Genomic DNA, 22996 nt, shown 5'->3' with positions numbered 1-22996 from the left:
GGCTCGCTCCCACAGGAATCACCGCAATACCTGTGGGAGCGAGCCTGCTCGCGAAGGGGTCAACTGGCTATCAAGCCTGGTGCGTAATCCGCCCATCCACCAGCGTATAGCGCACCACGCCCGGCAGACTATGCCCGATGAACGGGCAGTTCTCGCCCTTCGACAGCCATTGTTCACCGGCCACCGTGGATGACTTCGGATCGAACAGCACGATATCCGCCGCACCGCCCACCGCCAGTTTGCCCGCCGGCAGGCGCAGCGCTTCGGCCGGGCCTGCGCTCAACCGAGCCAATAGCGTCGGCAAGTCGAGCAAACCATCCTCAACCAGCGTCATCGCCAGCGGCAGCAGCAACTCAACACTGCTGATGCCCGGCTCGGTGGCGCCGAACGGTGCCAGTTTGGCGTCGCGCTCGTGGGGCTGGTGATGGCTGGAAATGGCCGAAACCACCCCGGACTTCACTGCCTCACGCAGGCCATCGCGGTCGGCGCGGGTGCGCAGCGGCGGTTGCACGTGGTAGAGGCTGTTGAAGTCGATCAGGGCTTCGTCAGTCAGGATCAGCTGATACAGCGCTACATCCGCGGTGACTTTCAGGCCACGGGCCTGCGCTTGGGCAATCAGCGCCACACCGCGCGCACTGGTCAACTGGCTGAAATGCGCACGTACGCCGGTTTGCTCGACCAGCAGCAGATCGCGAGCCAGCGCCACGGTTTCCGCCGTCTCCGGAATCCCCGGCAGGCCAAGGAAACTGGCGACCGCGCCTTCGTGGGCCAGACCGCCCTCGGCCAGATCGTGATCCTGCGAGTTGAAGATCACCGTCAGGTCGAAAGTCGCCGCATATTCCAGCGCCCGGCACAGGGTGCGGCTGTTGCGAAAGCTCTCCAGACCGTTGCCGAACGCCACGCATCCGGCGTCGCGCAAGGCCACCAGTTCGGCCAATTGCTCACCGTCGAGACCTTTGCTCAGCGCGCCGATCGGGAACACCTTGGTGTTGCCGGCTTCGCGGGCGCGGTCGAGGATCAGTTCGGCGACGGCTGAGGTGTCGAGCACCGGTCTGGTCTTCGGCGGGCAGCACAGGCTGGTCACGCCACCGGCAGCGGCGGCGCGGGTTTCGCTGACGATCGAGCCTTTGCGGCTGTAGCCCGGCTCGCGCAGGGCAACGTTGAGGTCGACCAGGCCAGGCGCGGCGACCAGACCTTGGGCATCGATGGTTTCTACTGCGCTGAAACCGGCCGGTGCGGCGCCGAGGGCGACGATCTTGCAGGCTTCAACGTGGATGTCGGTGATTTGATCCAGGCCGCTGCTGGGATCGATGACGCGTGCGCCGAGAATGCTGAGCTTCACTGGGCGTTCTCCTGCTCGAATTGACGTTGCGCAGTCTGCCCGCTCATGGCCATGGACAGCACGGCCATACGAATCGCGATGCCGTAGGTCACTTGATTGAGGATCACCGAGTGCGGGCCGTCGGCCACCGCCGACTCGATCTCCACGCCACGGTTGATCGGCCCCGGGTGCATGACGATGCAATCGGGTTTGGCCCCGGCCAGACGCGCGGTGGTCAGGCCGAACAGGCGGTAGAACTCGCCTTCGCTGGGCAGCAGGCCACCGGTCATGCGTTCACGCTGCAGGCGCAGCATGATCACCACGTCGACGTCTTTCAGGCCTTCAGCCATGTCGGTGTAGACCTTGACGCCGTATTGCTCGATGCCGATCGGCAGCAGGGTTTTCGGCGCGATCACGCGGATATCCGGGCAGCCGAGGGTTTTCAGCGCGAGCATGTTCGAGCGCGCCACCCGCGAATGGAGGATGTCGCCGACGATCGCCACCGAGAGGTTTTCGAAACCGCCCTTGTGCCGACGGATGGTGAGCATGTCGAGCATGCCTTGGGTCGGGTGCGCATGCCGGCCGTCGCCGCCGTTGATGATCGCCACCTGCGGGCAGACATGCTCGGCGATGAAGTGCGCCGCGCCCGAGTCGCCGTGGCGCACGACGAACATGTCGGCGGCCATCGCCTCAAGGTTGCGCAGGGTATCGAGCAGCGTTTCGCCCTTGCTCGCCGACGATGTCGACACGTTCAGGGTGATTACGTCTGCCGACAACCGTTGGGCCGCCAGTTCAAACGTGGTGCGGGTGCGCGTGGAGTTCTCGAAGAACACATTGCACACGGTCTTGCCGCGCAGCAACGGGACTTTCTTCACCGCCCGGGCACCGACTTCAAGGAACGAGTCGGCAGTGTCGAGGATTTCCGTCAGCAACTCGCGGCGCAGGCCGTCGAGCGAGAGGAAGTGGCGCAGCTGGCCCTGATCATTGAGCTGCAGCGGGCGCTTGGTATCTAGAGGCGTCATCGCGAGGGGGACTCTCAATAGGGCGGATTAAAGGGTGACGTCTTGCAGTTCGAGCGTCAGCGGCTCGGGGCCGGACAACTTGACCCGCTGGTTGCCGGCCAGGGTCAGGGTGGCGCCGACCACGTTCGGGCGGATCGGCAGCTCGCCGGCGTCCAGGTCCAGCAGGCAGACCAGGGTGACGCTGGCCGGGCGGCCGTAATCGAACAGTTCATTCATGGCGGCGCGGATGGTCCGACCGCTCATCAGCACGTCGTCGATCAGCACCAGATGCTGGCCTTCGATCTCGAAGGGCAGGGCGGACGGGCGCACTTGCGGGTGCAGGCCGTTCTGGCTGAAGTCGTCGCGGTAGAAGGACACATCCAGCGTGCCCAGTGGCGCATCGCTGTTCAGTTCCTTGAGCAGCGCCTGCGCGACCCAGATGCCGCCGGTGCGGATGCCGATGTAACGCGGTTCGCTGATGTCACGCTGGGCAAGGTGCGCCTTGAGGCGGGTCGCCATCTGGCTGATCAGATCGGCGGGATTGGGCAGGCTCATGGTTGCTCCTTCGTGATTCCGCGCTGCGTCCTGCCGGACGAAGCTCGGTTTATAACCAAAAGAAAAGCGCCGAAGCGCTTGTCAGGATTCAAACAATGCAGTGTTTTCATCGAGCCAGCCCTGCAGCAGCAGGGCAGCGGCGATGGCGTCCACCGGGTTGTCGCGGTAACTGCCTTTCTGCCCGCCACGCACCAGTCGCTCGCCCTTGGCTTCGAAAGTGGTCAGGCGTTCGTCGTGGGTATAGAAGGGCAGGTTGTAGCGGCCGTTGAGGCGGCGGGCGAATTTCTCGGCGCGCACGCACATGTCGCTGGGCGTGCCGTCCATGTTCAGCGGCAGGCCGACCACCACGGCGTCGGGTTTCCATTCTTTTATCAGCGCTTCGACCTGATCCCAGTTCGGCACGCCATTCTGTGCTTTGAGGGTGCACAGCTCGCGGGCCTGGCCGGTGATGACCTGGCCGACCGCGACGCCGATCTGTTTGGTGCCGTAGTCGAAGCCGAGAATCAGGCGCAGGGCCATCAGGCGTGACCTGCCTGGCTGGTGAGCAGATTGAGATCGATGCCCAGATGCCGCGCTGCCGCTTCCAGGCGCAATTCGCTGCGAGTGTTGAACAGGATGTCGGCGTTGAACGGGCAGGTCAGCCAGGCGTTGTCGGCCAGTTCGGCTTCCAGTTGCCCGGCTTCCCAGCCGGCGTAACCCAAGGTAATCAGGCTCTGCGCGGGGCCGACGCCGTCAGCGATGGCGAACAGCACGTCCTGCGAAGTCGACAGGGCCAGGTCGCCATCCAGTTGCGCCGTGGCCTGGAACGTTTGGCCCGCCGGGTGCAGGACAAAACCGCGATCGGTCTGCACCGGCCCGCCGATGAAGATCGGCACATCCTGGCAGCGTGCCGGCGGCTCGATGTCCGGGCGCAACTGTTCAAGGATGTCGGCCAGATTCAACTCTTGCGGCCTGTTGACCACCAGCCCCATCGCGCCATTGGCCGTGTGCTCGACGATGTAGGTCAAGGTGTGGGCAAAGTTCGGGTCGGCCATGTGTGGCATGGCGATCAGGAAGTGATGCTTGAGGTAGCTGGGGCTGACGTTTTTCATGAGCGCTAGTGTGGCGTTCGAGGGGCGAACTGACAAGCTGGAGATGCTGACAACAACACAGATCCATTATTGGAACAGAGCTTTTGTGGCGAGGGGATTTGCTGTGGTGAGGGAGTTTATCTGTGGTTAGGGAATTTATCTGTGGTTAGGGGATTTATCTGTGGTGAAGGGATTTATCTGTGGTGAAGGGATTTATCTGTGGTTAGGGGATTTATCCCCGTTGGGGCGCGAAGCGCCCCTGAATCGCTTGATGGGTTCTGCCTGACACTCCGTATGGAATGGTTTTGCGGCTGCTGCGCAGCCGAGCGGGGATAAATCCCCTCGCCACAGATAAATCCCCTCGCCACATAAATATTCAGTTGCTTGAGAGCTTGTCGCCCCGGGCAAATTTCCAGGTGCGGATGATTTCCAGGCGGTCGATGTCCGACAGATCGCCGGTAAACGGTGCAAACGGCGCGGCCAGGCGGACGATGCGCTGCGCGGCCTGATCGAGCAGCGGCTGGCCGGAGGATTCGAGCACCAGCACCTCATACAGCGAACCGTCGCGGTTGATCGAGACCATCAGGCGCAAATTGCCGTAGATCTGCTTGCGCCGTGCTTCTTCGGGGTAGTTGAGGTTGCCGATGCGCTCGACCTTCTTGCGCCAGTCGTCCTTGTACCAGGCGCCCTTGTCGCGCATGGTCGAGGCCGCGCTCAAGCGGTGGATGCGCGGGCGCTTGGCGTACAGCTGTTGTTCCTTGGCCAGCTCTGCTTCGAGGCTGGCGATGTCGCTGGACAACTGCGAGCTGTCGAACACCGGCGCGTCGACGGTCGGTTTGACTTCGGTTTTGCTTTCTTCTTTCTTGGTCGGCGCCTTTTTCGGTTTCGGCGCGACGGTGGTCACCGCTGCCTTCGGTGCCGCTTCCTGCACCACAGGCTTGGCGGCGGGCGGCGGGGTGACCTTTTTGACCTGATTGTCCTGGAAGGGCGCGACTTCGGTGGTCTTGGGCAGGGCTTTCTTGTCCAGCGTGCCGCTGCCTTCCTGGTTTTCCTGAGCGAGAAAATCTGCCTTTTCCGGCTTCTTCTCGGCCTTGAAGGTGGCCAGGGTGATTTCCAGGGTTTTGCTGATCTGCTGCGGCTCGACCATGGTGAAGCCGACGCCGAGCAGCAGCGCCAGGTGAATCAGCGCCGCGAGAAACAGGGTAAAACCGAGGCGATCGGCCGGGCGCACGCCACGATGGGCGAGTTCAGCGGGCAGATCGGACGGGAGGGTCATGACAAGAAAACCAACATCGCGTTTTTCAGAGGCTGCGCATGATAACGCAATGTTGGTTTCGCGCCTTGGGCTTCACGCTTCAAGCGACAGGCTGCATGTGACGTACATCAAGCTTGTGGCTTTTTGCCGGCCGCTTGCAGCTTTTTATCGATCGCATCCATCAGCATCCCGCCGATATCAGTGCCGAACGCATTGTCGATTTCGCGGATGCAGGTCGGGCTGGTGACGTTGATTTCGGTCAGGTGCTCGCCGATCACGTCGAGGCCGACAAACAGCAGGCCTTTCTCGCGCAAGGTCGGGCCGACCTGGGCGGCGATCCAGCGATCCGTCTCGGTCAGCGGACGCGCTTCGCCACGGCCACCGGCGGCGAGGTTGCCACGGGTTTCGCCCAGCGCCGGAATCCGCGCCAGGCAGTAATCCACCGGCTCGCCATCGATCATCAGGATGCGCTTGTCGCCATCGACGATCGCCGGCAGGTAACCCTGAATCATGATCTGCTGCTTGCCGTGCAGGGTCAGGGTTTCGAGGATTACCGAGAGGTTCGGGTGGCCGGCGGTGTGGCGGAAGATCGACGAACCGCCCATGCCGTCCAGCGGCTTGAGGATCACGTCACCGTGATGGTCGGCGAACTCACGCAATACGTCCGGGCGGCGGCTGACGATGGTCGGCGGCGTGCACTGCGGAAACAGCGTGGCGAACAGCTTTTCATTGCAGTCGCGCAGGCTCTGCGGCTTGTTCACCACCAGCACGCCAGCGGCTTCGGCCTGTTCCAGCAGATAAGTGGAGTAGACGAACTCCATGTCGAACGGCGGATCCTTGCGCATCAGGATCACGTCCAGGTCGCTCAGCAGCTTGTCCTGTTCGGCGTCCAGCTCGAACCATTTGTCCGGGTTGGCGAAGACTTTCAGCGGGCTCATCCGCGCCCGCGCCTGGCCTTCGGCCTGATACAGGTCTTTCTGTTCCATGTAGAACAGTTCCCAGCCACGCTTCTGCGCGGCCAGCAGCATGGCCAGCGAGCTATCCTTTTTATAGGAGATGCTGGCGATAGGGTCCATGACAATCCCGACGCGAACGCTCATTGGGTTTTCCTCGAAATTTGGCTACCGGATCGGTATTGAAAAAGTGCCGCCAGAGTGGCGCCGGGCGGGTTTCGGGTCAAGGAAAAACCCGTCGATAGATTGCATCTGGAGACTGTGCTAAAAAGGCTGGCAGATCGCGCCGCCCCATGGGTTTCAAGGGTTTCAGGCCATTATTCACAGCAAAACGGACAATTTGATTCGCAAAGGCGACGGTAGAACCCTCTTATGGAACAGCAGTCCAGCGCCTTGAAGGTCATGGTGATCGACGACTCGAAAACGATTCGCCGCACCGCCGAAACATTGTTGAAGAATGTCGGTTGCGAAGTGATCACCGCCATCGACGGTTTCGATGCGCTGGCGAAGATTGCCGACCACCATCCCGGGATCATCTTTGTCGATATCATGATGCCGCGTCTGGACGGTTATCAGACCTGCGCCCTGATCAAGAACAACAGCGCCTTCAAGGCGACGCCGGTGATCATGCTGTCGTCCGGGGACGGTCTGTTCGACAAGGCCAAGGGGCGGATTGTCGGCTCTGATCAATTTCTGACCAAACCGTTCAGCAAAGAAGAACTGCTCAACGCGATCCAGGCCCATGTTCCGGGCTTCGCCGCCGTTTTGCCGCAGTAAGACACGCACAGTGACGCTCGGCCAGCGGGCCGGCAGTCGACCAGAAAAATGGGGAAGACCATGGCACGTATCCTGATCGTCGATGATTCGCCGACTGAAATGTACAAACTCACCGGCATGCTCGAAAAGCACGGTCATGAAGTGCTCAAGGCCGAGAACGGCGCCGACGGCGTGGCCCTGGCCCGTCAGGAAAAACCCGACGCGGTGCTGATGGACATCGTCATGCCCGGTCTCAACGGTTTTCAGGCGACCCGCCAGTTGACCAAGGATGCCGATACCAGCCACATCCCGGTGATCATCATCACCACCAAGGATCAGGAGACCGACAAGGTCTGGGGCACCCGCCAGGGCGCCAAGGATTACCTGACCAAACCGGTCGACGAAGACACCCTGATCAAGACCCTGAACAACGTACTCAACGGCTGATCGCGCGATCATGAACGAATCGCTGACCGCGTTCGAACTGCTCTGGCAGATCGACCAGCGCTGCCGCCTGCTGGCAGCGGACCTGCCGTCGCAAGCGGCGCGCCCGGATCGCTGGAGCGGCATCGGCTTTCGCCTCGGCGAGCATTGGTATGTGGCGCCGATGGGCGAAGTCAGCGAAGTCCTGCATGAACCGCGCTTCACCCAGTTGCCCGGGGTCAAGCCGTGGGTCAAGGGTGTCGCCAATCTGCGCGGGCGGCTGCTGCCGATCATGGACCTGTGCGGCTTCTTCGGCCATGAGCTGTCGCCGCTGCGCAAACAACGGCGGGTATTGGTGGTGGAACATGAAGACGTGTTCGCCGGGGTAATGGTCGACGAAGTCATCGGCTTGCAGCATTTCGAACAGGGCAGTTTCGAGCCGCTGTCGATCAGCAAGCGCCAGGGCTCCAAGGCCGAATTCGTCAAAGGCTATTTCCGCCGTGAACAGAACTGGCGGGTGTTCAGCCTGTTCGCACTGGCCAGATCCCCGGTGTTCATGGGTGTCGCTCTTTAGCACGAACAACAGAACCCATGTGGACGCGAGCCATGTGGCGAGGGGATTTATCCCCGTTGGGTCGCGCAGCGGCCCCAAAAACTGCAATGCCTGACACTGTCAGCGCATGCGATATTTTTGCGACTGCTTCGCAGCCGAACGGGGATAAATCCCCTCGCCAGCAAGGTTCGCTCCCACAAGGGCCATGGCAGGTTTCATAGGCGAGGACCGATGACAAAAGCAAAAACAGGCAAGTCGGCAGAAGCATCGCGCAGTCGCGCACAGATCATCGTGCTGTTTATCGCACTGATCGTGTTCATCATGCTGCTGTTCGCCAACTTCGCGTACCTCAACACCCAGGCGAACTACGACAAGCAGTACATCGGCCATGCCGGCGAACTGCGCGTGCTCTCGCAACGCATCGCCAAGAACGCCACCGAAGCGGCGGCGGGCAAGGCGGCCGCCTTCAAACTGCTCAGTGATGCGCGCAACGATTTTGCCCAGCGCTGGGGCTACCTGAAGAAGGGTGACCCGAACACCGGCCTGCCGCCGGCACCCGTCGCCGTGCGCCCGGAAATGCGCGCGGTGCAGATGGACTGGGAGCGCCTGTTGAAAAACACCGATGCGATCCTCAGCAGCGAACAGACCGTGCTGTCGCTGCATCAGGTCGCCGCGACGCTGGCCGAAACCGTGCCGCAGTTGCAGATCGAATACGAAAAAGTCGTGGAAATCCTGCTCCAGCGCGGCGCCCCGGCGGCGCAGGTGGCAATGGCGCAACGGCAATCGTTGCTTGCCGAACGCATCCTCGGTGCCGTCAACACGGTGCTTGCCGGTGACGAAAACTCGCAGCAGGCCGCCGACGCCTTTGGCCGCGATGCCGCGCGTTTCGGCCTGGTGCTTAACGGCATGTTGCAAGGCAACCCGGCGCTGAAAATCAGCCAGGTCGAAGACCGCGACGCCCGTGCGCGTTTGAGCGAAATCTCCGAGCTGTTCCAGTTCGTCTCCGGCTCGGTGGACGAAATCCTCGAAACCTCGCCAGAGCTGTTCAAGGTCCGCGAGTCGGCCAGCAACATCTTCACCCTGTCGCAAACCCTGCTCGACGAAGCCTCACACCTTGCTACAGGTTTCGAGCATCTGGCCGGCGGGCGCAACACCGACACCATTGGCGGCTATGTGCTGGGCCTGCTGGCGCTGGCCTCGATCATCCTCATCGGTCTGGTCATGGTCCGCGAAACCAATCGCCAGTTGCGTGAAACCGCCGAGAAGAACGAGCGCAACCAGAACGCGATCATGCGCCTGCTCGACGAAATCGAAGACCTCGCCGATGGCGACCTCACCGTGACCGCTTCAGTGACCGAAGACTTCACCGGCACCATCGCCGACTCGATCAACTATTCCGTCGACCAATTGCGTGATCTGGTAGCCACCATCAACCTCACCGCCGGCCAGGTTGCCGCCGCTGTGCAGGAAACCCAGGCCACCGCCATGCATCTGGCCCAAGCGTCTGAGCAACAGGCCCAGCAGATTTCCGAAGCCTCGACAGCGATCAGCGACATGGCCGAGTCCATCGATCAGGTCTCGGCCAACGCTGCCGAATCGTCGGCGGTGGCCGAGCGTTCCGTGGAAATCGCCAACAAGGGCAACGAGGTGGTGCACAACACCATCCACGGCATGGACAACATCCGCGAACAGATTCAGGACACCGCCAAGCGCATCAAGCGCCTCGGCGAGTCGTCCCAGGAAATCGGCGACATCGTCAGCCTGATCGACGACATCGCCGACCAGACCAACATCCTCGCCCTCAACGCGGCGATCCAGGCATCGATGGCCGGCGACGCCGGGCGCGGTTTTGCCGTGGTTGCCGACGAAGTGCAACGGCTGGCCGAACGTTCATCCGCCGCGACCCGGCAGATCGAAACCCTGGTGCGGGCGATTCAGGCCGACACCAACGAAGCGGTGATTTCCATGGAGCAGACCACCACCGAAGTGGTGCGCGGCGCGCGACTGGCGCAGGATGCCGGTGTGGCCCTGGAAGAAATCGAAGGCGTGTCCAAGACCCTCGCGGCGCTTATCCAGAGCATTTCCAACGCGGCGCAACAGCAGACGTCTTCGGCCGGGCAGATCTCGCTGACGATGAACGTGATCCAGCAGATCACCTCGCAGACTTCGTCGGGGTCCACGGCCACCGCCGAGAGCATCGGCAACCTGGCGAAAATGGCCAGTCAGTTGCGCCGTTCGGTGTCCGGTTTCACCTTGCCGGCGGCGACAGATAAAGCGTGAGTGGAGTGGTTATGGGTGATCGGCACGACTACGTGGCCCTGGAATGGGTCAAGGGCGAAATTGCCGAAACGCTGAAGCTGGCGCATCAGGCGATCGAGGCCGTGCTCGACGATCCGCAGGCCTTTCCCGGTCTGGACGAGTGCCTGGCCTACATTCATCAGGTCCACGGCAGTCTGCAAATGGTCGAGTTCTACGGCGCAGCGTTACTGGCCGAAGAAATGGAGCACTTGGTCGAAGCCCTGCAACATGATCGTGTACCGCACCGCGACGAGGCCTTGCACCTGCTGCTGCAAGCCCTGGGGCAACTGCCGCTTTACCTTGACCGCGTGCAGAGCGCCCGCCGCGACCTGCCGCTGGTGGTGTTGCCGCTGATCAACGATCTGCGCAGCGCCCGTGGTGAAAGCCTGCTGGCGGAAACCAGCCTGTTCAGCCCGCCACTGCCCGAGCTGGCGCCGCTCGGCGACGGGGCACTCGCCGAGCTGGAACCGCCCGATCTGCCGAACGTGCTGCGCAAACTGCGGCAGATGCTGCAAATGGCTCTGGTCGGTCTGCTGCGCGAACAGGACGACCAGACGCACCTTGGCTATCTGGCCAAAGTCTTCAGCCGTCTCGAAGCGCTGAGCGGCGACGCGCCGTTGAGCCCTTTGTGGCAAATCGCCTCGGCATTGGTCGAGGGCATGCGCGAGGGCGTCATCGCCAACAGTCCGGCGCTGCGCAGCCTGTTCAAGGACGCCGACCAAGAGCTCAAGCGCCTGCTCGAGCAAGGCGTCGTCGGGCTCAATCAACCGGCGCCGGCCGAGCTGCTGAAAAGCCTGTTGTTCTATATTGCCAAAGCCGAACATCCCACCGGGCAGATGCTGACCATGAAAGATCACTACTCCCTGGACGACGCGTTGCCCGACAGCGCGATGGTCGATGAAGAACGCGCACGCCTCGCCGGCCCCGACCGCGATGCCATGCGCTCGGTGCTGGCGGCGCTGTGCGAAGAGCTGGTGCGGGTCAAGGAGCGCCTCGATCTGTTCGTGCGCAGTGACCGCCAGCACGCCTCGGATCTGGACAGCCTGCTCGCGCCGCTGCGGCAGATTGCCGACACCCTCGCGGTGCTTGGTTTCGGCCAGCCGCGCAAAGTCATCATCGACCAACTGGCAGTGGTGCTCAGCCTCGCCCAAGGCCAGCGCGAACCGAACGACGCGATCCTCATGGACGTCGCCGGGGCCTTGCTCTACGTCGAAGCGACGCTGGCCGGCATGGTCGGCACGGTGGAGACGCAAAGCGCCGAAGACGCGCGCCTGCCGACCACCGACCTGACGCAGATCCATCAGATCGTGATCAAGGAAGCGCGCATCTGCCTGCAACAGGCCAAGGACATGATCGTCGATTACATCGACGCCGATTGGGACCGCCAGCATCTGCAACCGCTGCCCGAACTGCTGACGCAGGTGCGCGGCGCGCTGGCGATGATTCCGCTGGCCCGCGCGGCGAGTCTGGTCGAGGCCTGCAACGGTTTCATTCGCGAGCATTTGATGCTCGATGCCCACGAACCGGGCTGGGAACAACTCGATCATCTGGCCGATGTGATCAGCAGCCTGGAGTATTACCTCGAACGCCTGAGCGACGACCCGCAGGCGCCCGCCGAGCATCTGCTCGATGTCGCGCAAAACAGCCTCGCCAGCCTCGGCTTCTTCGCTAACGAGCAGCCCGGCGAAGCGCAAGTGCCGTTGCTCGATGAGGTGCTCAGCCCCAGCGAAGCGCAGCTCATGCAGGATCTGCAAACCCTCGACGACCCTGACGTCGTGCAGTCGCTGGCCGAGGTGCTGGCCAGCCCGCTGTCGGCGCTCAACCCGCCGGCGCGCAACAGCCCCGACAGCCTGATGCCGCCGCCAGCGGATGAAGAACCGGTCGACGATGAGCTGCGCGAAGTGTTCCTCGAAGAGACCGACGAAGTCCTCGCGGTCCTCCACGAATACCTGCCGCGCTGGACCGCCAATCCCCAGGACCGCGCCGCGCTGACCGAACTGCGTCGGGCCTTCCATACCTTGAAGGGCAGCGGGCGCATGGTCCGCGCGTTGGTCCTTGGCGAACTGGCCTGGGCGGTGGAAAACCTGCTCAACCGCGTGCTCGAACAAAGCGTCGAACCCGGGGCAGTGCTGCGCCAATTGCTCGGCGACACGCTGTTGCTGCTGCCCGAGCTGATCAACGAATTCGCCACCCAGCGCCAGCGCCAACGCAACGATGTCGACCAACTCGCCGCCCGCGCCCACGCGTTGGCCAAAGGCGATGAGCCGCTGGCAGCCGAAGATACCGATGATGTCGCCGCGCTTGATCCGCTGCTGCTGGAAATCTTCCGCAAAGAAGCCGAAACCCACCTCGCCAGCCTCAACCGTTTCCTCGATCAGGCCGCCGAACAGGTGCCGTTACCGGCCAGCGACGAGCTGCAACGGGCGCTGCACACGCTCAAGGGCAGTGCCTCGATGGCCGGCGTATTGCCGATGGCCGAACTGGCGGCTTCACTGGATCAACTGGCCCGCGAGTTCAAGGCGCATCAGTTGCCGCTGGATCTGGACGAGGTCGAATTGCTGCTCGAAGCCGAGGGCTTGTTCCGCGTCGGCCTGCGTCAGCTCAAACACGATCCGCTGGCGCCGATTGTCGGTGCGCAGTCGCTGATCAAACGCACCGAGGCGCTGCTCGCCGAGCGCCTGCAAGCCAGCTCCGATGGCGCTGACAGCGGCCTGCGCCTCAAGCGCGATCCGCAACTGATCAACAACTTCCTCGCCCAGGGCATGGACATCCTCCTCGACGCCGAAAACCTCTTGCAGCGCTGGCAGCAACACCCCGGCGAGCGCCAGGAACTCAGCGCCCTGCTCGATGAACTGACCACCCTCGGCGAAGGCGCGCACCTTGCCGATCTGCTGGCGGTCGATGGCCTCTGCGAAGCCTTGCTCGACCTGTATGGCGCGGTGGAAGAAAGCAGCCTGGCGGTCAGCGAGCGGTTTTTCCACGAAGCGCAACTGGCCCACGAAGCGCTGATCAACATGCTCGACGAGCTCGCTGCCGGCCAGGAAATCACCGCGCAACCGGAGCGGATTCGTGCCTTGCAGGAACTGCTCGACGAAGGCCTCGACCCGGCGGCGATGGGCCTGATCCGCAGCGACGGCAGTCGCACCCTGGATATTCGCGAACTGGGCAGCGCCACCGCGCAATTGCAGCAATCGGTTGCCGCCCTCGAGCCTGACGACGAGATCGTCGAAATCTTCCTCGAAGAGGCGGTGGACATTCTCGACAGCGCCGGGCAAGCCTTGCAGCGCTGGCGCAAGGATCCGGACAACGCCGCGCCGCTGTCGTCATTGCAGCGCGACTTGCACACGCTGAAGGGCGGCGCGCGCATGGCCGAGGTCGAGGTCATCGGCGACCTCGCCCAGGAACTGGAAAACCTCTACGAAGGGCTGGTCGATCGACGCTACAACCACAGCACCGCGCTCGAAGGTCTGTTGCAGCACAGTCATGAGCGTTTGGCGCTGATGCTGGAGCAACTGCAAGCGCATCAAGCGCTGACCCCGGCGCAAGATCTGATCGACGCGATCCGTCAGTTGCGTCAGGGCCAGGCCGCCAGCGAATCTGCCCACGCAGCGGTCGAACATGACAACGCCGGGCATGATCCAGAGTTGCTGGAGATCTTCCTCGAAGAAGGTTTCGACATCATCGAAAGCTCCGGCGCCGCGCTGTTGCGCTGGCAGGCCGAGCCGGGCAACCGTCAGGAAATCGAAACCCTGCTGCGCGATCTGCACACCCTCAAGGGTGGTGCGCGGATGGTCGAAATCGGCCCGATCGGCGACCTCGCCCATGAGCTGGAATTTCTCTACGAAAGTCTCTCTAGCGGTGTGCTGCAACCGTCCGCCGAACTGTTCGCGCTGGTGCAGCGCGGCCATGACCGACTGGCGCAAATGCTCGATGGTGTGCGCGCCGGGCAGCCGTGCCCACCGGCCGATCGGCTGATCAATGCGATCCAGAATTTCAGTCACCCGGTGCAGGTTGAAGCGCCGCCAGCGCCGGCTCCAGTCATCAAGCCCGAGGCCGCGCCGCCGAGCGCCGATGCTGGCGCGGACATGGTCAAGGTCTCGTCCGAACTGCTCGATGAGCTGGTCAATCTGGCCGGGGAAACCTCGATCTTTCGTGGACGGATCGAGCAGCAGGTCAACGATGCGCAGATTGCCCTCAACGAGATGGAAACCACCATCGAGCGTATGCGCGATCAGTTGCGCCGCCTCGACACCGAAACCCAGGGGCGCATTCTCAGCCGCCAGCAAGTCGATGGCGAACGCCTCGGTTATGAAGACTTCGATCCGCTGGAAATGGATCGCCATTCGCAGTTGCAGCAATTGTCGCGGGCGCTGTTCGAATCCGCCTCGGACCTGCTCGACCTCAAGGAAACCCTCGACCGCCGCAATCACGATGCGGAGAACCTGTTGCAGCAACAGGGGCGGATCAACACCGAATTGCAGGAAGGCCTGATGCGCACGCGCATGGTGCCGTTCGAACGCATGGTGCCGCGTCTGAAACGCATCGTTCGTCAGGTCGCCGAAGAGCTGGGCAAGGATGTCGCTTTTGTCGTCGGCAATGCCGATGGCGAGATGGATCGCAATGTGCTGGAACGCATGGCCGCGCCGCTGGAACACATGCTGCGCAACGCCGTCGACCATGGCCTCGAACCCGCCGATGTGCGGCTGGCGGCAGGCAAACCGGCGCAAGGGCAGATCACCCTTGATCTGTCCCGCGAAGGCGGTGACATCGTTTTCGACATCCGCGACGACGGCGCCGGGGTGCCGCTGGAAGCCGTGCGGCGCAAGGCGATCAAACGCGGCTTGCTGGCGCCCGACGCCGAGATCAGCGACCGCGACGTGTTGCAGTTCATCCTCCAGCCGGGTTTCTCCACGGCGGAAAAGATCACCCAGATTTCCGGGCGTGGCGTCGGCATGGACGTAGTCCACGAAGAGGTGCGTCAGCTCGGCGGCAGCATGAGTATCGATTCGGTGCCGGGGCAGGGCGTGCATTTCCGCATTCGCCTGCCGTTCACCGTGTCGGTCAACCGCGCGCTGATGGTGCAGTGCGGCGAGGATCAGTACGCGATTCCGCTGAACACCATCGAAGGCATCGTGCGTGTGTTGCCGAATGATCTGGAAGGGCATTTCCGTCACGATCCACCGAGTTATCAATACGGCGGCCAGCGGTATGAGCTGTGCTATCTCGGCGAGCTGTTGAAGACTGCGCCACGGCCAAAACTGCTCGGGCAGAACCTGCCGTTGCCGGTGCTGCTGGTGCATTGCAACGACCGCCACATTGCCGTGCTGGTCGACGCCATGGCCGGCACTCGCGAGATCGTGGTCAAGAGCCTCGGCCCGCAGTTCGCGGCGGTGCAGGGCGTGTCGGGGGCGACGATTCTCGGCGACGGCCGGGTGGTGCTGATTCTGGATCTGCTCGCACCGATCCGCGCGATGCAGGCGCGCCTGGCGCAAGAGCCGGCGCGCACGGACATCGACAGCGAACCGCACAAGCCGCTGCTGATCATGGTCGTCGATGACTCGGTGACGGTGCGCAAGGTCACCAGCCGTTTGCTCGAGCGTCACGGCATGAACGTGCTGACCGCCAAGGACGGTGTCGATGCGATGCTGCTGCTCGAAGAGCACTTGCCCGACCTGATGCTGCTCGACATCGAAATGCCGCGCATGGACGGCTTCGAAGTCGCCACCCAGGTGCGCGCCGACGAACGCCTGCAACATCTGCCGATCATCATGATTACCTCGCGTACCGGGCAGAAACACCGCGACCGCGCCATGGCCATCGGCGTCAACGACTACCTCGGCAAGCCGTATCAGGAATCGGTGTTGCTGGAGAGCATCGCCCAGTGGAGCAAGAAACATGCATGAGCACCGGCACAACCCGCGCACCAGCCAGCTCACCGGGCTGCTGCTGCCGCTGGCCGATCGCAACCTGATCCTGCCCAATGTCGCCATTGCCGAGCTGATCGATTACCAGGCCAGCGCCTTCGATCTCGACACGCCGCCGTGGTACCTGGGGCGGGTAACGTGGCGCGAGCGGCAGATTCCGCTGATCAGTTTCGAATCGGCCTGCGGGCAGAAAATCGTCATCGGCGAACGGGCGCGGATCGTCATCCTGAATGCGCTGGGCGGCTTGCCCGAGCTGAGATTCATCGCCCTGTTGGTGCAGGGGATTCCTCGGTCGTACAAGCTGGACAGTCAGTTGAGTTATGTCGATGTGCCGTTGTGTGCGCTGGAGCAGGCGGCGGTGCAGGTCGGCGAGCAGGTGGCGAAGGTGCCGGATTTGTTGGGGCTGGAGCAGTTACTGGTGGATGCGGGATTGGCCCGCTGATCCAAGGCTTGACTGATCATTCCCACGCTCCGCGTGGGAATGCAGCCCGGGACGCTCCGCGTCCCATCAAGAGCCGAACGCGGAGCGTCCGTGGAGGCATTCCCACGGAGAGCGTGGGAACGATCAAAAGCCCCTCACCCCAGCCCTCTCCCAAAGGGAGAGGGAGCCGACCGAGGTGTCTCGCGTCCTACATCGACCTGAATGACCGAGTCGATTATGGATTCACTACAACGGGCTCAGGTCAGCGTCATTCCCAAGCATCCCCCAATCGGTTCCCTCTCCCTCCGGGAGAGGGCTAGGGTGAGGGTAGCTTTTGAACGTTACGCTCAGCGTAATGATTCACCGCCCAGCTTGATTGATGCCCTCACCGCACACGCCTAACTTGGCTCCACGACAGCGAACCCCGTGGAGTGAGCATGACAACAACAATTTCCCCCGACTCGCGCTGGACGCGGCGGCGTGACGAGAAGCAGCGCCGGCTCGACAAGGTGCGCGGGCTCGCCGATGGCGCGGTGTTGCCCAGCGACAAGATCGTCGCCGCGCTCGAAGCGCTGATCCATCCCGGCGACCGTGTGGTGCTGGAGGGCAACAACCAGAAGCAGGCGGATTTCCTCTCGCGTTCGCTGGCCAAGGCCGACCCGGCCAAGCTCCACGATCTGCACATGATCATGCCCAGCGTCGGCCGCTCCGAGCACCTTGATCTGTTCGAACGTGGCATTGCCCGCAAGCTCGATTTCTCCTTCGCCGGCACCCAGAGCCTGCGCATCAGCCAGTTGCTCGAAGATGGCTTGCTCGAAGTCGGCGCCATTCACACGTACATCGAACTCTACGCCCGCCTCGTCGTGGACCTGATCCCCAACGTTGTGCTCTCGGCCGGCTTCATGGCCGACCGCGCCGGCAACATCTACACCGGCCCGAGCACCGAAGATACCCCGGCACTGATCGAACCGGCGGCGTTCAGCGATGGCATCGTTATCGTTCAGGTCAACCAATTGGTCGATGACGTCAGCGAGCTGCCTCGCGTAGACATTCCCGCTTCATGGGTCGATTTCGTCGTGGTGGCCGACAAGCCGTTCTACATCGAGCCGCTGTTCACCCGCGACCCACGCCACATCAAGCCTGTGCACGTGCTGATGGCGATGATGGCGATTCGCGGGATCTACGAAAAACACAATGTGCAGTCACTCAACCACGGCATCGGTTTCAACACCGCCGCCATCGAACTGATCCTGCCGACCTACGGCGAATCCCTCGGTTTGAAAGGCAAGATCTGCCGCAACTGGACGCTCAACCCGCACCCGACGCTGATCCCGGCGATTGAAAGCGGCTGGGTCGAGAGCGTGCATTGCTTCGGCACCGAACTGGGCATGGAAAACTACATTGCCGCTCGGCCGGATGTGTTCTTCACTGGCCGCGACGGCTCGCTGCGCTCCAACCGTATGGTCTGCCAACTCGCCGGGCAGTACGCGGTGGATCTGTTTATCGGCGCGACGTTGCAAGTCGATGGCGACGGCCATTCCTCGACCGTGACCCGTGGCCGTCTCGCCGGTTTCGGTGGTGCGCCGAACATGGGTCACGATCCGCGCGGCCGCCGTCACGGCACCCCGGCGTGGCTGGACATGCGCCACGCCGACGGGCCGCAACCGATGCTCGAACGCGGCAAGAAACTCGTGGTGCAAATGGTCGAGACCTTCCAGGAGGGCGGCAAACCGACCTTTGTCGAAACGCTCGACGCGGTGGAAGTGGCGAAGAAAAGCGGCATGCCGCTGGCACCGATCATGATCTACGGCGACGACGTTACCCACCTGCTCACCGAAGAAGGCATCGCCTACCTGTACAAGGCGCGCTCGCTGGAAGAACGCCAGGCGATGATCGCAGCGGTCGCCGGGGTTACCGCCATCGGCCTGCGGCACAATCCGAAAGACACCGAACGCATGCGCCGCGAAGGCCTGATCGCCTTGCCCGAAGACCTTGGCATCCGCCGCACCGACGCCACCCGCGAATTGCTCGCGGCGAAAAGCGTCGCCGATCTGGTCGAGTGGTCCGGCGGCCTGTACAACCCGCCCGCCAAATTCAGGAGCTGGTAATGCACGCATTCAACCTGCAAGCGAAACCGCTGTCACTGGCTGAACACCTGGCCGATCTGGCGGTGGACGCGCTGATCGACGAAGCGGATCTGTCGCCGAAACCGGCGCTGGTCGACCGTCGTGGCAATGGCGCACACACCGATCTGCACCTGGGCCTGATGCACGCGTCGGCGCTGGCCTTGTGGCCGGCATTCAAGGAAATGGCCGAGGCCGCGCTGGAGACCGGTGAAGTCGGTGTGCCGTTGCGCGAAGCGATTGGCCGCATCGGTCGTGAAGGCGAGCAAGCCATGCTCGTGACCACCAACGGCGTCAACACCCATCGCGGTGCGATCTGGGCATTGGGGCTGTTGGTGACGGCCGCCGCGCTGCAACCGAAATCCATCGCCCTGTGTGCCGCACGCCTGGCACTGCTCGACGACCGCTACGCACCGACACCGCTCAGCCACGGCGCACAAGTCGCCCAGCGTTACGGCGCACGCGGTGCTCGCGAAGAAGCGCAACTGGGCTTCCCATCCGTGCTGCAACGCGGCCTGCCGCAACTGCAGAAAAGTCGCGCCAACGGCCACGGCGAACAGAACGCCCGGCTTGATGCGTTGCTGGCGATCATGACCGAGCTGGCCGACACCTGCGTGCTCTACCGCGCCGGCGAGCCCGGTCTGCACGCCATGCAGGCCGGCGCGCAAGCGGTACTCGATGCCGGCGGCAGCGCCAGCCTCAGCGGTCGCCGGCGCCTGCACGAACTCGATCAACAACTCATCGCATTGAATGCCTCGCCCGGTGGCGCCGCTGACTTGCTCGCGGCCACGCTGCTGCTCGATCGCATCGAGCGCGACGGCATTGTTCAGGGAGCGTTTTGATGGAAAGCCTATCGTTTGAATTCCCCGCCGGGCAGCCGCCACGCGGGCGGGCGCTGGTCGGTTGTGTCGGCTCGGGTGATCTGGAAGTGCTGATCGAACCGGGTCTGGCCGGCAAGCTGACGATCAACGTGCAGACCTCGGTCAACGGCGCGCAGCAGCGCTGGCAGCACCTGTTTGCGCGGATGTTCGACGGCACCACGCCACCGGCGATGGCCATCGATATCCACGATTTCGGCGCGACGCCGGGGGTGGTGCGCTTGCGTCTGGAACAGGGTTTCGAGGAGATCGGCCATGACTGACAGCGCAGCGTTGCTGAACAAACACAGTTTCGTTGAACTTGGCGCACGGCAGCGGGCGAAAGCCTTGCTCGACGCCGGGACCTTTCGCGAACTGCTTGATCCGTTTCAACGGGTCATGTCGCCATGGCTTGAGCGCCAAGGTGTGGTGCCGCAAGCCGACGACGGCGTGATCATCGCCAAGGGCAGCCTCGACGGTTTGCCGGTGGTCATCGCAGCGATTGAAGGTGCGTTTCAGGGCGGCAGCCTTGGCGAAGTCGGCGGGGCGAAGATTGCCGGTGCGCTGGAACTGGCTGCCGAAGACAACCGCAACGGCATCCCCACCCGCGCGGTATTGCTGCTGGAAACCGGTGGCGTGCGCTTGCAGGAAGCCAATCTAGGGCTGGCGGCGATTGCCGATATTCACGCGGCGATTGTCGATCTGCAGCAATACCAACCGGTGGTCGGCGTGGTCGCCGGCAGCGTCGGTTGCTTCGGCGGCATGTCGATTGCTGCGGCGCTGTGCAGTTATTTGCTGGTGACCCAGGAAGCACGTCTCGGCCTGAACGGCCCGCAGGTGATCGAGCAGGAAGCCGGGATCGAGGAATACGACTCCCGCGACCGGCCCTTCATCTGGAGCCTGACCGGCGGCGAACAGCGTTTCAACACGGGACTAGTGGACCGTTATGTCGGCGATGATGTGGCGCAGATTCGCCAGCAGGTCGGTGAATTGCTCCAGCAAGGCTTGCCGGCACAGGCACGCAGTCAACGCGCCGAGTGGTTCCTGCAACGCCTCGGCAAGCTGAACACTGACCAGCAAATCGAACCGTCGGTGGTTCGCGATCTGTATCAAGGAGTGCGCTCATGAGCGGTTATTCATTGCGCGGTTTGCACTGGTTCAACGCCTTGAGCACCGGCGCTGAAAGCGTCGAAGGGTTGCCGCCGTCATTGAAAGCGGCCGACGCTGAGCTCGGGCGTTTTATCGCCGTGGTCGCCGACCCGGACAATCGTTTCCCCCGCGCCCGAAACGGCGAAGTCGGTTTGCTCGAAGGCTGGGGGCTGGCCAAGGCTGTGGATGACGCGATCAGCGCCGACCGCGACAACGCGAAGAAGCGCCCGATCATCGCCATCGTCGATGTACCGAGCCAGGCGTATGGCCGCCGCGAAGAAGCCCTCGGCATTCATCAGGCGCTCGCCGGCGCTGCGGACAGTTATGCCCGTGCACGCTTGGCCGGCCATCCGGTGATTGCGCTGCTGGTGGGCAAGGCCATGTCGGGTGCGTTTCTCGCCCATGGTTATCAGGCCAATCGCCTGATCGCGCTGCGCGACCCCGGCGTGATGGTCCACGCGATGGGCAAAGCCTCGGCGGCGCGGGTGACCTTGCGCAGTGTCGAGGAACTGGAAGCGCTGGCCTCGAGCGTGCCGCCGATGGCCTACGACATCGACAGTTACGCCAGCCTCGGCCTGCTCTGGGAAACCCTCTCGGTGCAGCAGATCGAACAACCGACGGCGGAAGATCTGACGCGCGTGAGTGAGTGCCTCAAGCAAGCGATCAACGACGTGGCCAGCACTGATTTGAAAGGGCGCCTTGGTGCGAGTAATCGTGCCGCCTCCAGCCGCGTCCGCGAACTGCTGAGGGCGCAGTGGTGAACCTGCCCCTGGCCCACGATCTGCTCTGGGGCATGACCCCGGCGCAGTTGCCGGCGGATGCGCCGCAGTGGGCGGTCGCGGCGCTGGCGGCCGGGCAACCGGTGGTGGTGCGCCGGGCGGTGAGTGCTGACGGTTTTGTCGCGGTCGGCGTGCGCGGTGTGTTGCGTCAACAACGGCTGGCGGCATTTATGGCGCTGGATTCGATTGCCTGTCGAGTCAGTCCCGAAGCCCTTTGTCATGTTGAGTGTGAGCGAGATCTGCCGGTGATGCAGGCGCTCAAACAACTGCGGCCGATGCTCGATGACTGCCGTTGGGTCTGGGGTGTCAGCGGCAGTGTCGGGTTTGAATTGGCCAGTGGTTTCAGAGCAATGCATGCGGCCAGTGATCTCGATCTGATTCTGCGTGCGCCGCAGATGATCGGCCGTGATCAGGCGCGCGAACTGGTCGCGCTTTTAGATCAAACTGTGTGCCGGGTCGACATGCAATTGCAGACGCCGTTCGGCGCTGTGGCGTTGCGGGAATGGGCCAGCGGTTCGTTCCGAGTGCTGCTGAAAAATGCTTATCAGGCCTGTCTGGTGACGGATCCGTGGAACCCGCAGGAGCAGGCAGCGTGAGCAGCCTGTTGGTGTTTCCCGGCCAGGGCGCGCAGCAAGCGGGCATGCTCCAGCGTTTGCCAAGGGAAACGCTGGTCGAGGCCAGTGATGTACTGGGCGAAGATGTTGCGCTGCTGGATTCAGCCGAGGCATTGCCCACTACACGAGCGGTTCAGCTGTGCCTGCTGATCGCCGGTGTCGCTGCTTCGCGGCAGTTATTGCAGGATGAACTGACTGCGGATTACGTCGCCGGCCTGTCCATCGGCGCTTATCCGGCGGCGGTGGTGGCGGGGGTCTTGAGTTTCAGCGATGCGCTGCATCTGGTCAGTCTGCGCGGTGAGCTGATGCAACAAGCCTATCCACAGGGCTACGGCATGACCGCGATCATCGGCTTGCAGTTGTCCACAGTCGAAACCCTGCTGGCGCAAGTGCACAGCGAAGATGCGCCGGTGTATCTGGCCAACATCAACGCCGATAACCAAGTGGTGATTGCCGGCAGCGACAAGGCCATGCACGCGGTGGCCGAACTGGCACGCAGTCGCGGCGCCGGAGTGGCGAAACGGCTGGCGGTGAGCGTGCCGTCGCATTGCCCATTGCTGGAAAAACCGGCGCAGGCGCTTGCCGAAGCCTTCGCCAGGGTCGAACTTAAAACGCCACGGATCGGCTATCTCAGCGGCAGCCGCGCCCGCCCTGTGAGCAAAGTCGAAGCGCTGCGTGACGACCTCGCTTTCAACATGTGCCGCGTGGTGGACTGGCGCGGCACCGTGCAAAGCGCCTACGAGCGCGGCGTACGTCTACAGATCGAACTGCCGCCCGGTGCGGTGCTGACCGGGCTGGCGCGCCGGGTGTTCGAGCAGGGCACCGTCACTGCCTTCGACAGTGCCCGCCTCGATACCCTGCAAGCGCTGTTGCGCGAGGAGGGTGGCCGCCAACTCTAAAACCGCCGCGACTCAAGCTTCGAACAACAAAAACAACATTCGACG

20 protein-coding genes are annotated in these 22996 nt (G+C 63.1%); 13 read left to right on the top strand and 7 right to left on the bottom strand.

What is annotated here, in order from left to right; translation table 11 throughout:
- Positions 1-70: 70 nt before the first annotated feature.
- The 7 genes from AB4O12_RS19745 to gshB all read right to left on the bottom strand — a co-directional run bounded on the left by AB4O12_RS19745 (position 71) and on the right by gshB (position 6302).
- Entirely contained in the window at positions 71-1342 is a 1272-nt protein-coding gene (locus tag AB4O12_RS19745) for a dihydroorotase (RefSeq protein WP_024014656.1), read from the bottom strand.
- Positions 1339-2343: an aspartate carbamoyltransferase catalytic subunit gene (locus AB4O12_RS19740; RefSeq protein ID WP_016772736.1), complete on the bottom strand. Its 1005-nt coding sequence runs from the start codon at positions 2341-2343 to the stop codon at positions 1339-1341. Before AB4O12_RS19740 ends, AB4O12_RS19745 begins: the two co-directional genes overlap by 4 nt.
- Positions 2344-2370: 27 nt before the next feature.
- Complete coding sequence (gene pyrR / locus AB4O12_RS19735) at positions 2371-2877, bottom strand: bifunctional pyr operon transcriptional regulator/uracil phosphoribosyltransferase PyrR (protein ID WP_016772737.1); 507 nt, start codon at positions 2875-2877, stop codon at positions 2371-2373.
- A gap of 81 nt (positions 2878-2958) precedes the next feature.
- Positions 2959-3396 (bottom strand): Holliday junction resolvase RuvX, encoded by a 438-nt coding sequence (gene ruvX / locus AB4O12_RS19730; protein WP_041476809.1) that lies wholly within the window; start codon positions 3394-3396, stop codon positions 2959-2961.
- On the bottom strand, positions 3396-3968 hold the full coding sequence (locus tag AB4O12_RS19725; protein ID WP_150636915.1) for a YqgE/AlgH family protein: 573 nt from the start codon (positions 3966-3968) through the stop codon (positions 3396-3398). Before AB4O12_RS19725 ends, ruvX begins: the two co-directional genes overlap by 1 nt.
- 355 nt (positions 3969-4323) lie before the next feature.
- Positions 4324-5223, bottom strand: a complete 900-nt coding sequence (locus AB4O12_RS19720) for an energy transducer TonB (RefSeq protein WP_039757551.1) — start codon at positions 5221-5223, stop codon at positions 4324-4326.
- 107 nt (positions 5224-5330) lie between these two features.
- The gene (gene gshB / locus AB4O12_RS19715) at positions 5331-6302 is read right to left on the bottom strand and encodes a glutathione synthase (RefSeq protein WP_460059586.1); all 972 of its coding nucleotides are present in this window, start codon (positions 6300-6302) and stop codon (positions 5331-5333) included.
- Between the two features lie 225 nt (positions 6303-6527).
- Here gshB and pilG point away from each other — a divergent pair, with 225 nt between their 5' ends.
- The 13 genes from pilG (at position 6528) to mdcH (ending at position 22951) form a co-directional block, all read left to right on the top strand.
- Positions 6528-6932, top strand: a complete 405-nt coding sequence (gene pilG, locus AB4O12_RS19710) for a twitching motility response regulator PilG (protein ID WP_460059584.1) — start codon at positions 6528-6530, stop codon at positions 6930-6932.
- A gap of 60 nt (positions 6933-6992) precedes the next feature.
- The gene (gene pilH, locus AB4O12_RS19705; RefSeq protein WP_038359614.1) at positions 6993-7358 is read left to right on the top strand and encodes a twitching motility response regulator PilH; all 366 of its coding nucleotides are present in this window, start codon (positions 6993-6995) and stop codon (positions 7356-7358) included.
- A gap of 10 nt (positions 7359-7368) precedes the next feature.
- Positions 7369-7908, top strand: a complete 540-nt coding sequence (locus tag AB4O12_RS19700; protein WP_016772745.1) for a chemotaxis protein CheW — start codon at positions 7369-7371, stop codon at positions 7906-7908.
- Positions 7909-8118: 210 nt separating this feature from the next.
- Positions 8119-10167, top strand: coding sequence for a methyl-accepting chemotaxis protein (locus AB4O12_RS19695; RefSeq protein WP_041476807.1), 2049 nt, complete (start codon positions 8119-8121; stop codon positions 10165-10167).
- Between the two features lie 11 nt (positions 10168-10178).
- The gene (locus AB4O12_RS19690; protein WP_460059581.1) at positions 10179-16088 is read left to right on the top strand and encodes an Hpt domain-containing protein; all 5910 of its coding nucleotides are present in this window, start codon (positions 10179-10181) and stop codon (positions 16086-16088) included.
- On the top strand, positions 16081-16551 hold the full coding sequence (locus tag AB4O12_RS19685) for a chemotaxis protein CheW (protein ID WP_071172230.1): 471 nt from the start codon (positions 16081-16083) through the stop codon (positions 16549-16551). Before AB4O12_RS19690 ends, AB4O12_RS19685 begins: the two co-directional genes overlap by 8 nt.
- A gap of 416 nt (positions 16552-16967) precedes the next feature.
- The gene (gene mdcA, locus AB4O12_RS19680) at positions 16968-18638 is read left to right on the top strand and encodes a malonate decarboxylase subunit alpha (RefSeq protein ID WP_016772750.1); all 1671 of its coding nucleotides are present in this window, start codon (positions 16968-16970) and stop codon (positions 18636-18638) included.
- The gene (locus AB4O12_RS19675; RefSeq protein ID WP_460059578.1) at positions 18638-19495 is read left to right on the top strand and encodes a triphosphoribosyl-dephospho-CoA synthase; all 858 of its coding nucleotides are present in this window, start codon (positions 18638-18640) and stop codon (positions 19493-19495) included. Before mdcA ends, AB4O12_RS19675 begins: the two co-directional genes overlap by 1 nt.
- Positions 19495-19794: a malonate decarboxylase subunit delta gene (locus AB4O12_RS19670; RefSeq protein ID WP_056786420.1), complete on the top strand. Its 300-nt coding sequence runs from the start codon at positions 19495-19497 to the stop codon at positions 19792-19794. Before AB4O12_RS19675 ends, AB4O12_RS19670 begins: the two co-directional genes overlap by 1 nt.
- On the top strand, positions 19787-20638 hold the full coding sequence (locus tag AB4O12_RS19665; protein ID WP_252877046.1) for a biotin-independent malonate decarboxylase subunit beta: 852 nt from the start codon (positions 19787-19789) through the stop codon (positions 20636-20638). The genes AB4O12_RS19670 and AB4O12_RS19665 overlap by 8 nt, the downstream gene beginning before the upstream one ends.
- Positions 20635-21420 carry a biotin-independent malonate decarboxylase subunit gamma gene (mdcE, locus tag AB4O12_RS19660; protein ID WP_460059575.1) on the top strand — a complete coding sequence of 262 codons (786 nt, stop codon included), beginning with the start codon at positions 20635-20637 and terminating at the stop codon, positions 21418-21420. Before AB4O12_RS19665 ends, mdcE begins: the two co-directional genes overlap by 4 nt.
- Positions 21414-22034, top strand: a complete 621-nt coding sequence (locus AB4O12_RS19655; RefSeq protein ID WP_252877044.1) for a malonate decarboxylase holo-ACP synthase — start codon at positions 21414-21416, stop codon at positions 22032-22034. The genes mdcE and AB4O12_RS19655 overlap by 7 nt, the downstream gene beginning before the upstream one ends.
- Positions 22031-22951 carry a malonate decarboxylase subunit epsilon gene (gene mdcH / locus AB4O12_RS19650; RefSeq protein ID WP_460059573.1) on the top strand — a complete coding sequence of 307 codons (921 nt, stop codon included), beginning with the start codon at positions 22031-22033 and terminating at the stop codon, positions 22949-22951. Before AB4O12_RS19655 ends, mdcH begins: the two co-directional genes overlap by 4 nt.
- The last annotated feature ends 45 nt before the right edge of the window (positions 22952-22996 follow it).

The sequence above is a fragment of the Pseudomonas sp. S2_A05 genome (assembly GCF_054668485.1).
The sequence above is the reverse complement of the archived record's forward strand: the minus strand, read 5'-3'. Positions and strand labels throughout refer to the sequence as shown.

Coding starts and splice junctions, on each gene's coding strand:
- AB4O12_RS19740 (WP_016772736.1), bottom strand. CDS start 2,343: ATGACGCCTCTAGATACCAAGCGCCCGCTGCAGCTCAATGATCAGGGC.
- pyrR (WP_016772737.1), bottom strand. CDS start 2,877: ATGAGCCTGCCCAATCCCGCCGATCTGATCAGCCAGATGGCGACCCGC.
- ruvX (WP_041476809.1), bottom strand. CDS start 3,396: ATGGCCCTGCGCCTGATTCTCGGCTTCGACTACGGCACCAAACAGATC.
- AB4O12_RS19725 (WP_150636915.1), bottom strand. CDS start 3,968: ATGAAAAACGTCAGCCCCAGCTACCTCAAGCATCACTTCCTGATCGCC.
- AB4O12_RS19720 (WP_039757551.1), bottom strand. CDS start 5,223: ATGACCCTCCCGTCCGATCTGCCCGCTGAACTCGCCCATCGTGGCGTG.
- gshB (WP_460059586.1), bottom strand. CDS start 6,302: ATGAGCGTTCGCGTCGGGATTGTCATGGACCCTATCGCCAGCATCTCC.
- pilG (WP_460059584.1), top strand. CDS start 6,528: ATGGAACAGCAGTCCAGCGCCTTGAAGGTCATGGTGATCGACGACTCG.
- pilH (WP_038359614.1), top strand. CDS start 6,993: ATGGCACGTATCCTGATCGTCGATGATTCGCCGACTGAAATGTACAAA.
- AB4O12_RS19700 (WP_016772745.1), top strand. CDS start 7,369: ATGAACGAATCGCTGACCGCGTTCGAACTGCTCTGGCAGATCGACCAG.
- AB4O12_RS19695 (WP_041476807.1), top strand. CDS start 8,119: ATGACAAAAGCAAAAACAGGCAAGTCGGCAGAAGCATCGCGCAGTCGC.
- AB4O12_RS19690 (WP_460059581.1), top strand. CDS start 10,179: ATGGGTGATCGGCACGACTACGTGGCCCTGGAATGGGTCAAGGGCGAA.
- AB4O12_RS19685 (WP_071172230.1), top strand. CDS start 16,081: ATGCATGAGCACCGGCACAACCCGCGCACCAGCCAGCTCACCGGGCTG.
- mdcA (WP_016772750.1), top strand. CDS start 16,968: ATGACAACAACAATTTCCCCCGACTCGCGCTGGACGCGGCGGCGTGAC.
- AB4O12_RS19675 (WP_460059578.1), top strand. CDS start 18,638: ATGCACGCATTCAACCTGCAAGCGAAACCGCTGTCACTGGCTGAACAC.
- AB4O12_RS19670 (WP_056786420.1), top strand. CDS start 19,495: ATGGAAAGCCTATCGTTTGAATTCCCCGCCGGGCAGCCGCCACGCGGG.
- AB4O12_RS19665 (WP_252877046.1), top strand. CDS start 19,787: ATGACTGACAGCGCAGCGTTGCTGAACAAACACAGTTTCGTTGAACTT.
- mdcE (WP_460059575.1), top strand. CDS start 20,635: ATGAGCGGTTATTCATTGCGCGGTTTGCACTGGTTCAACGCCTTGAGC.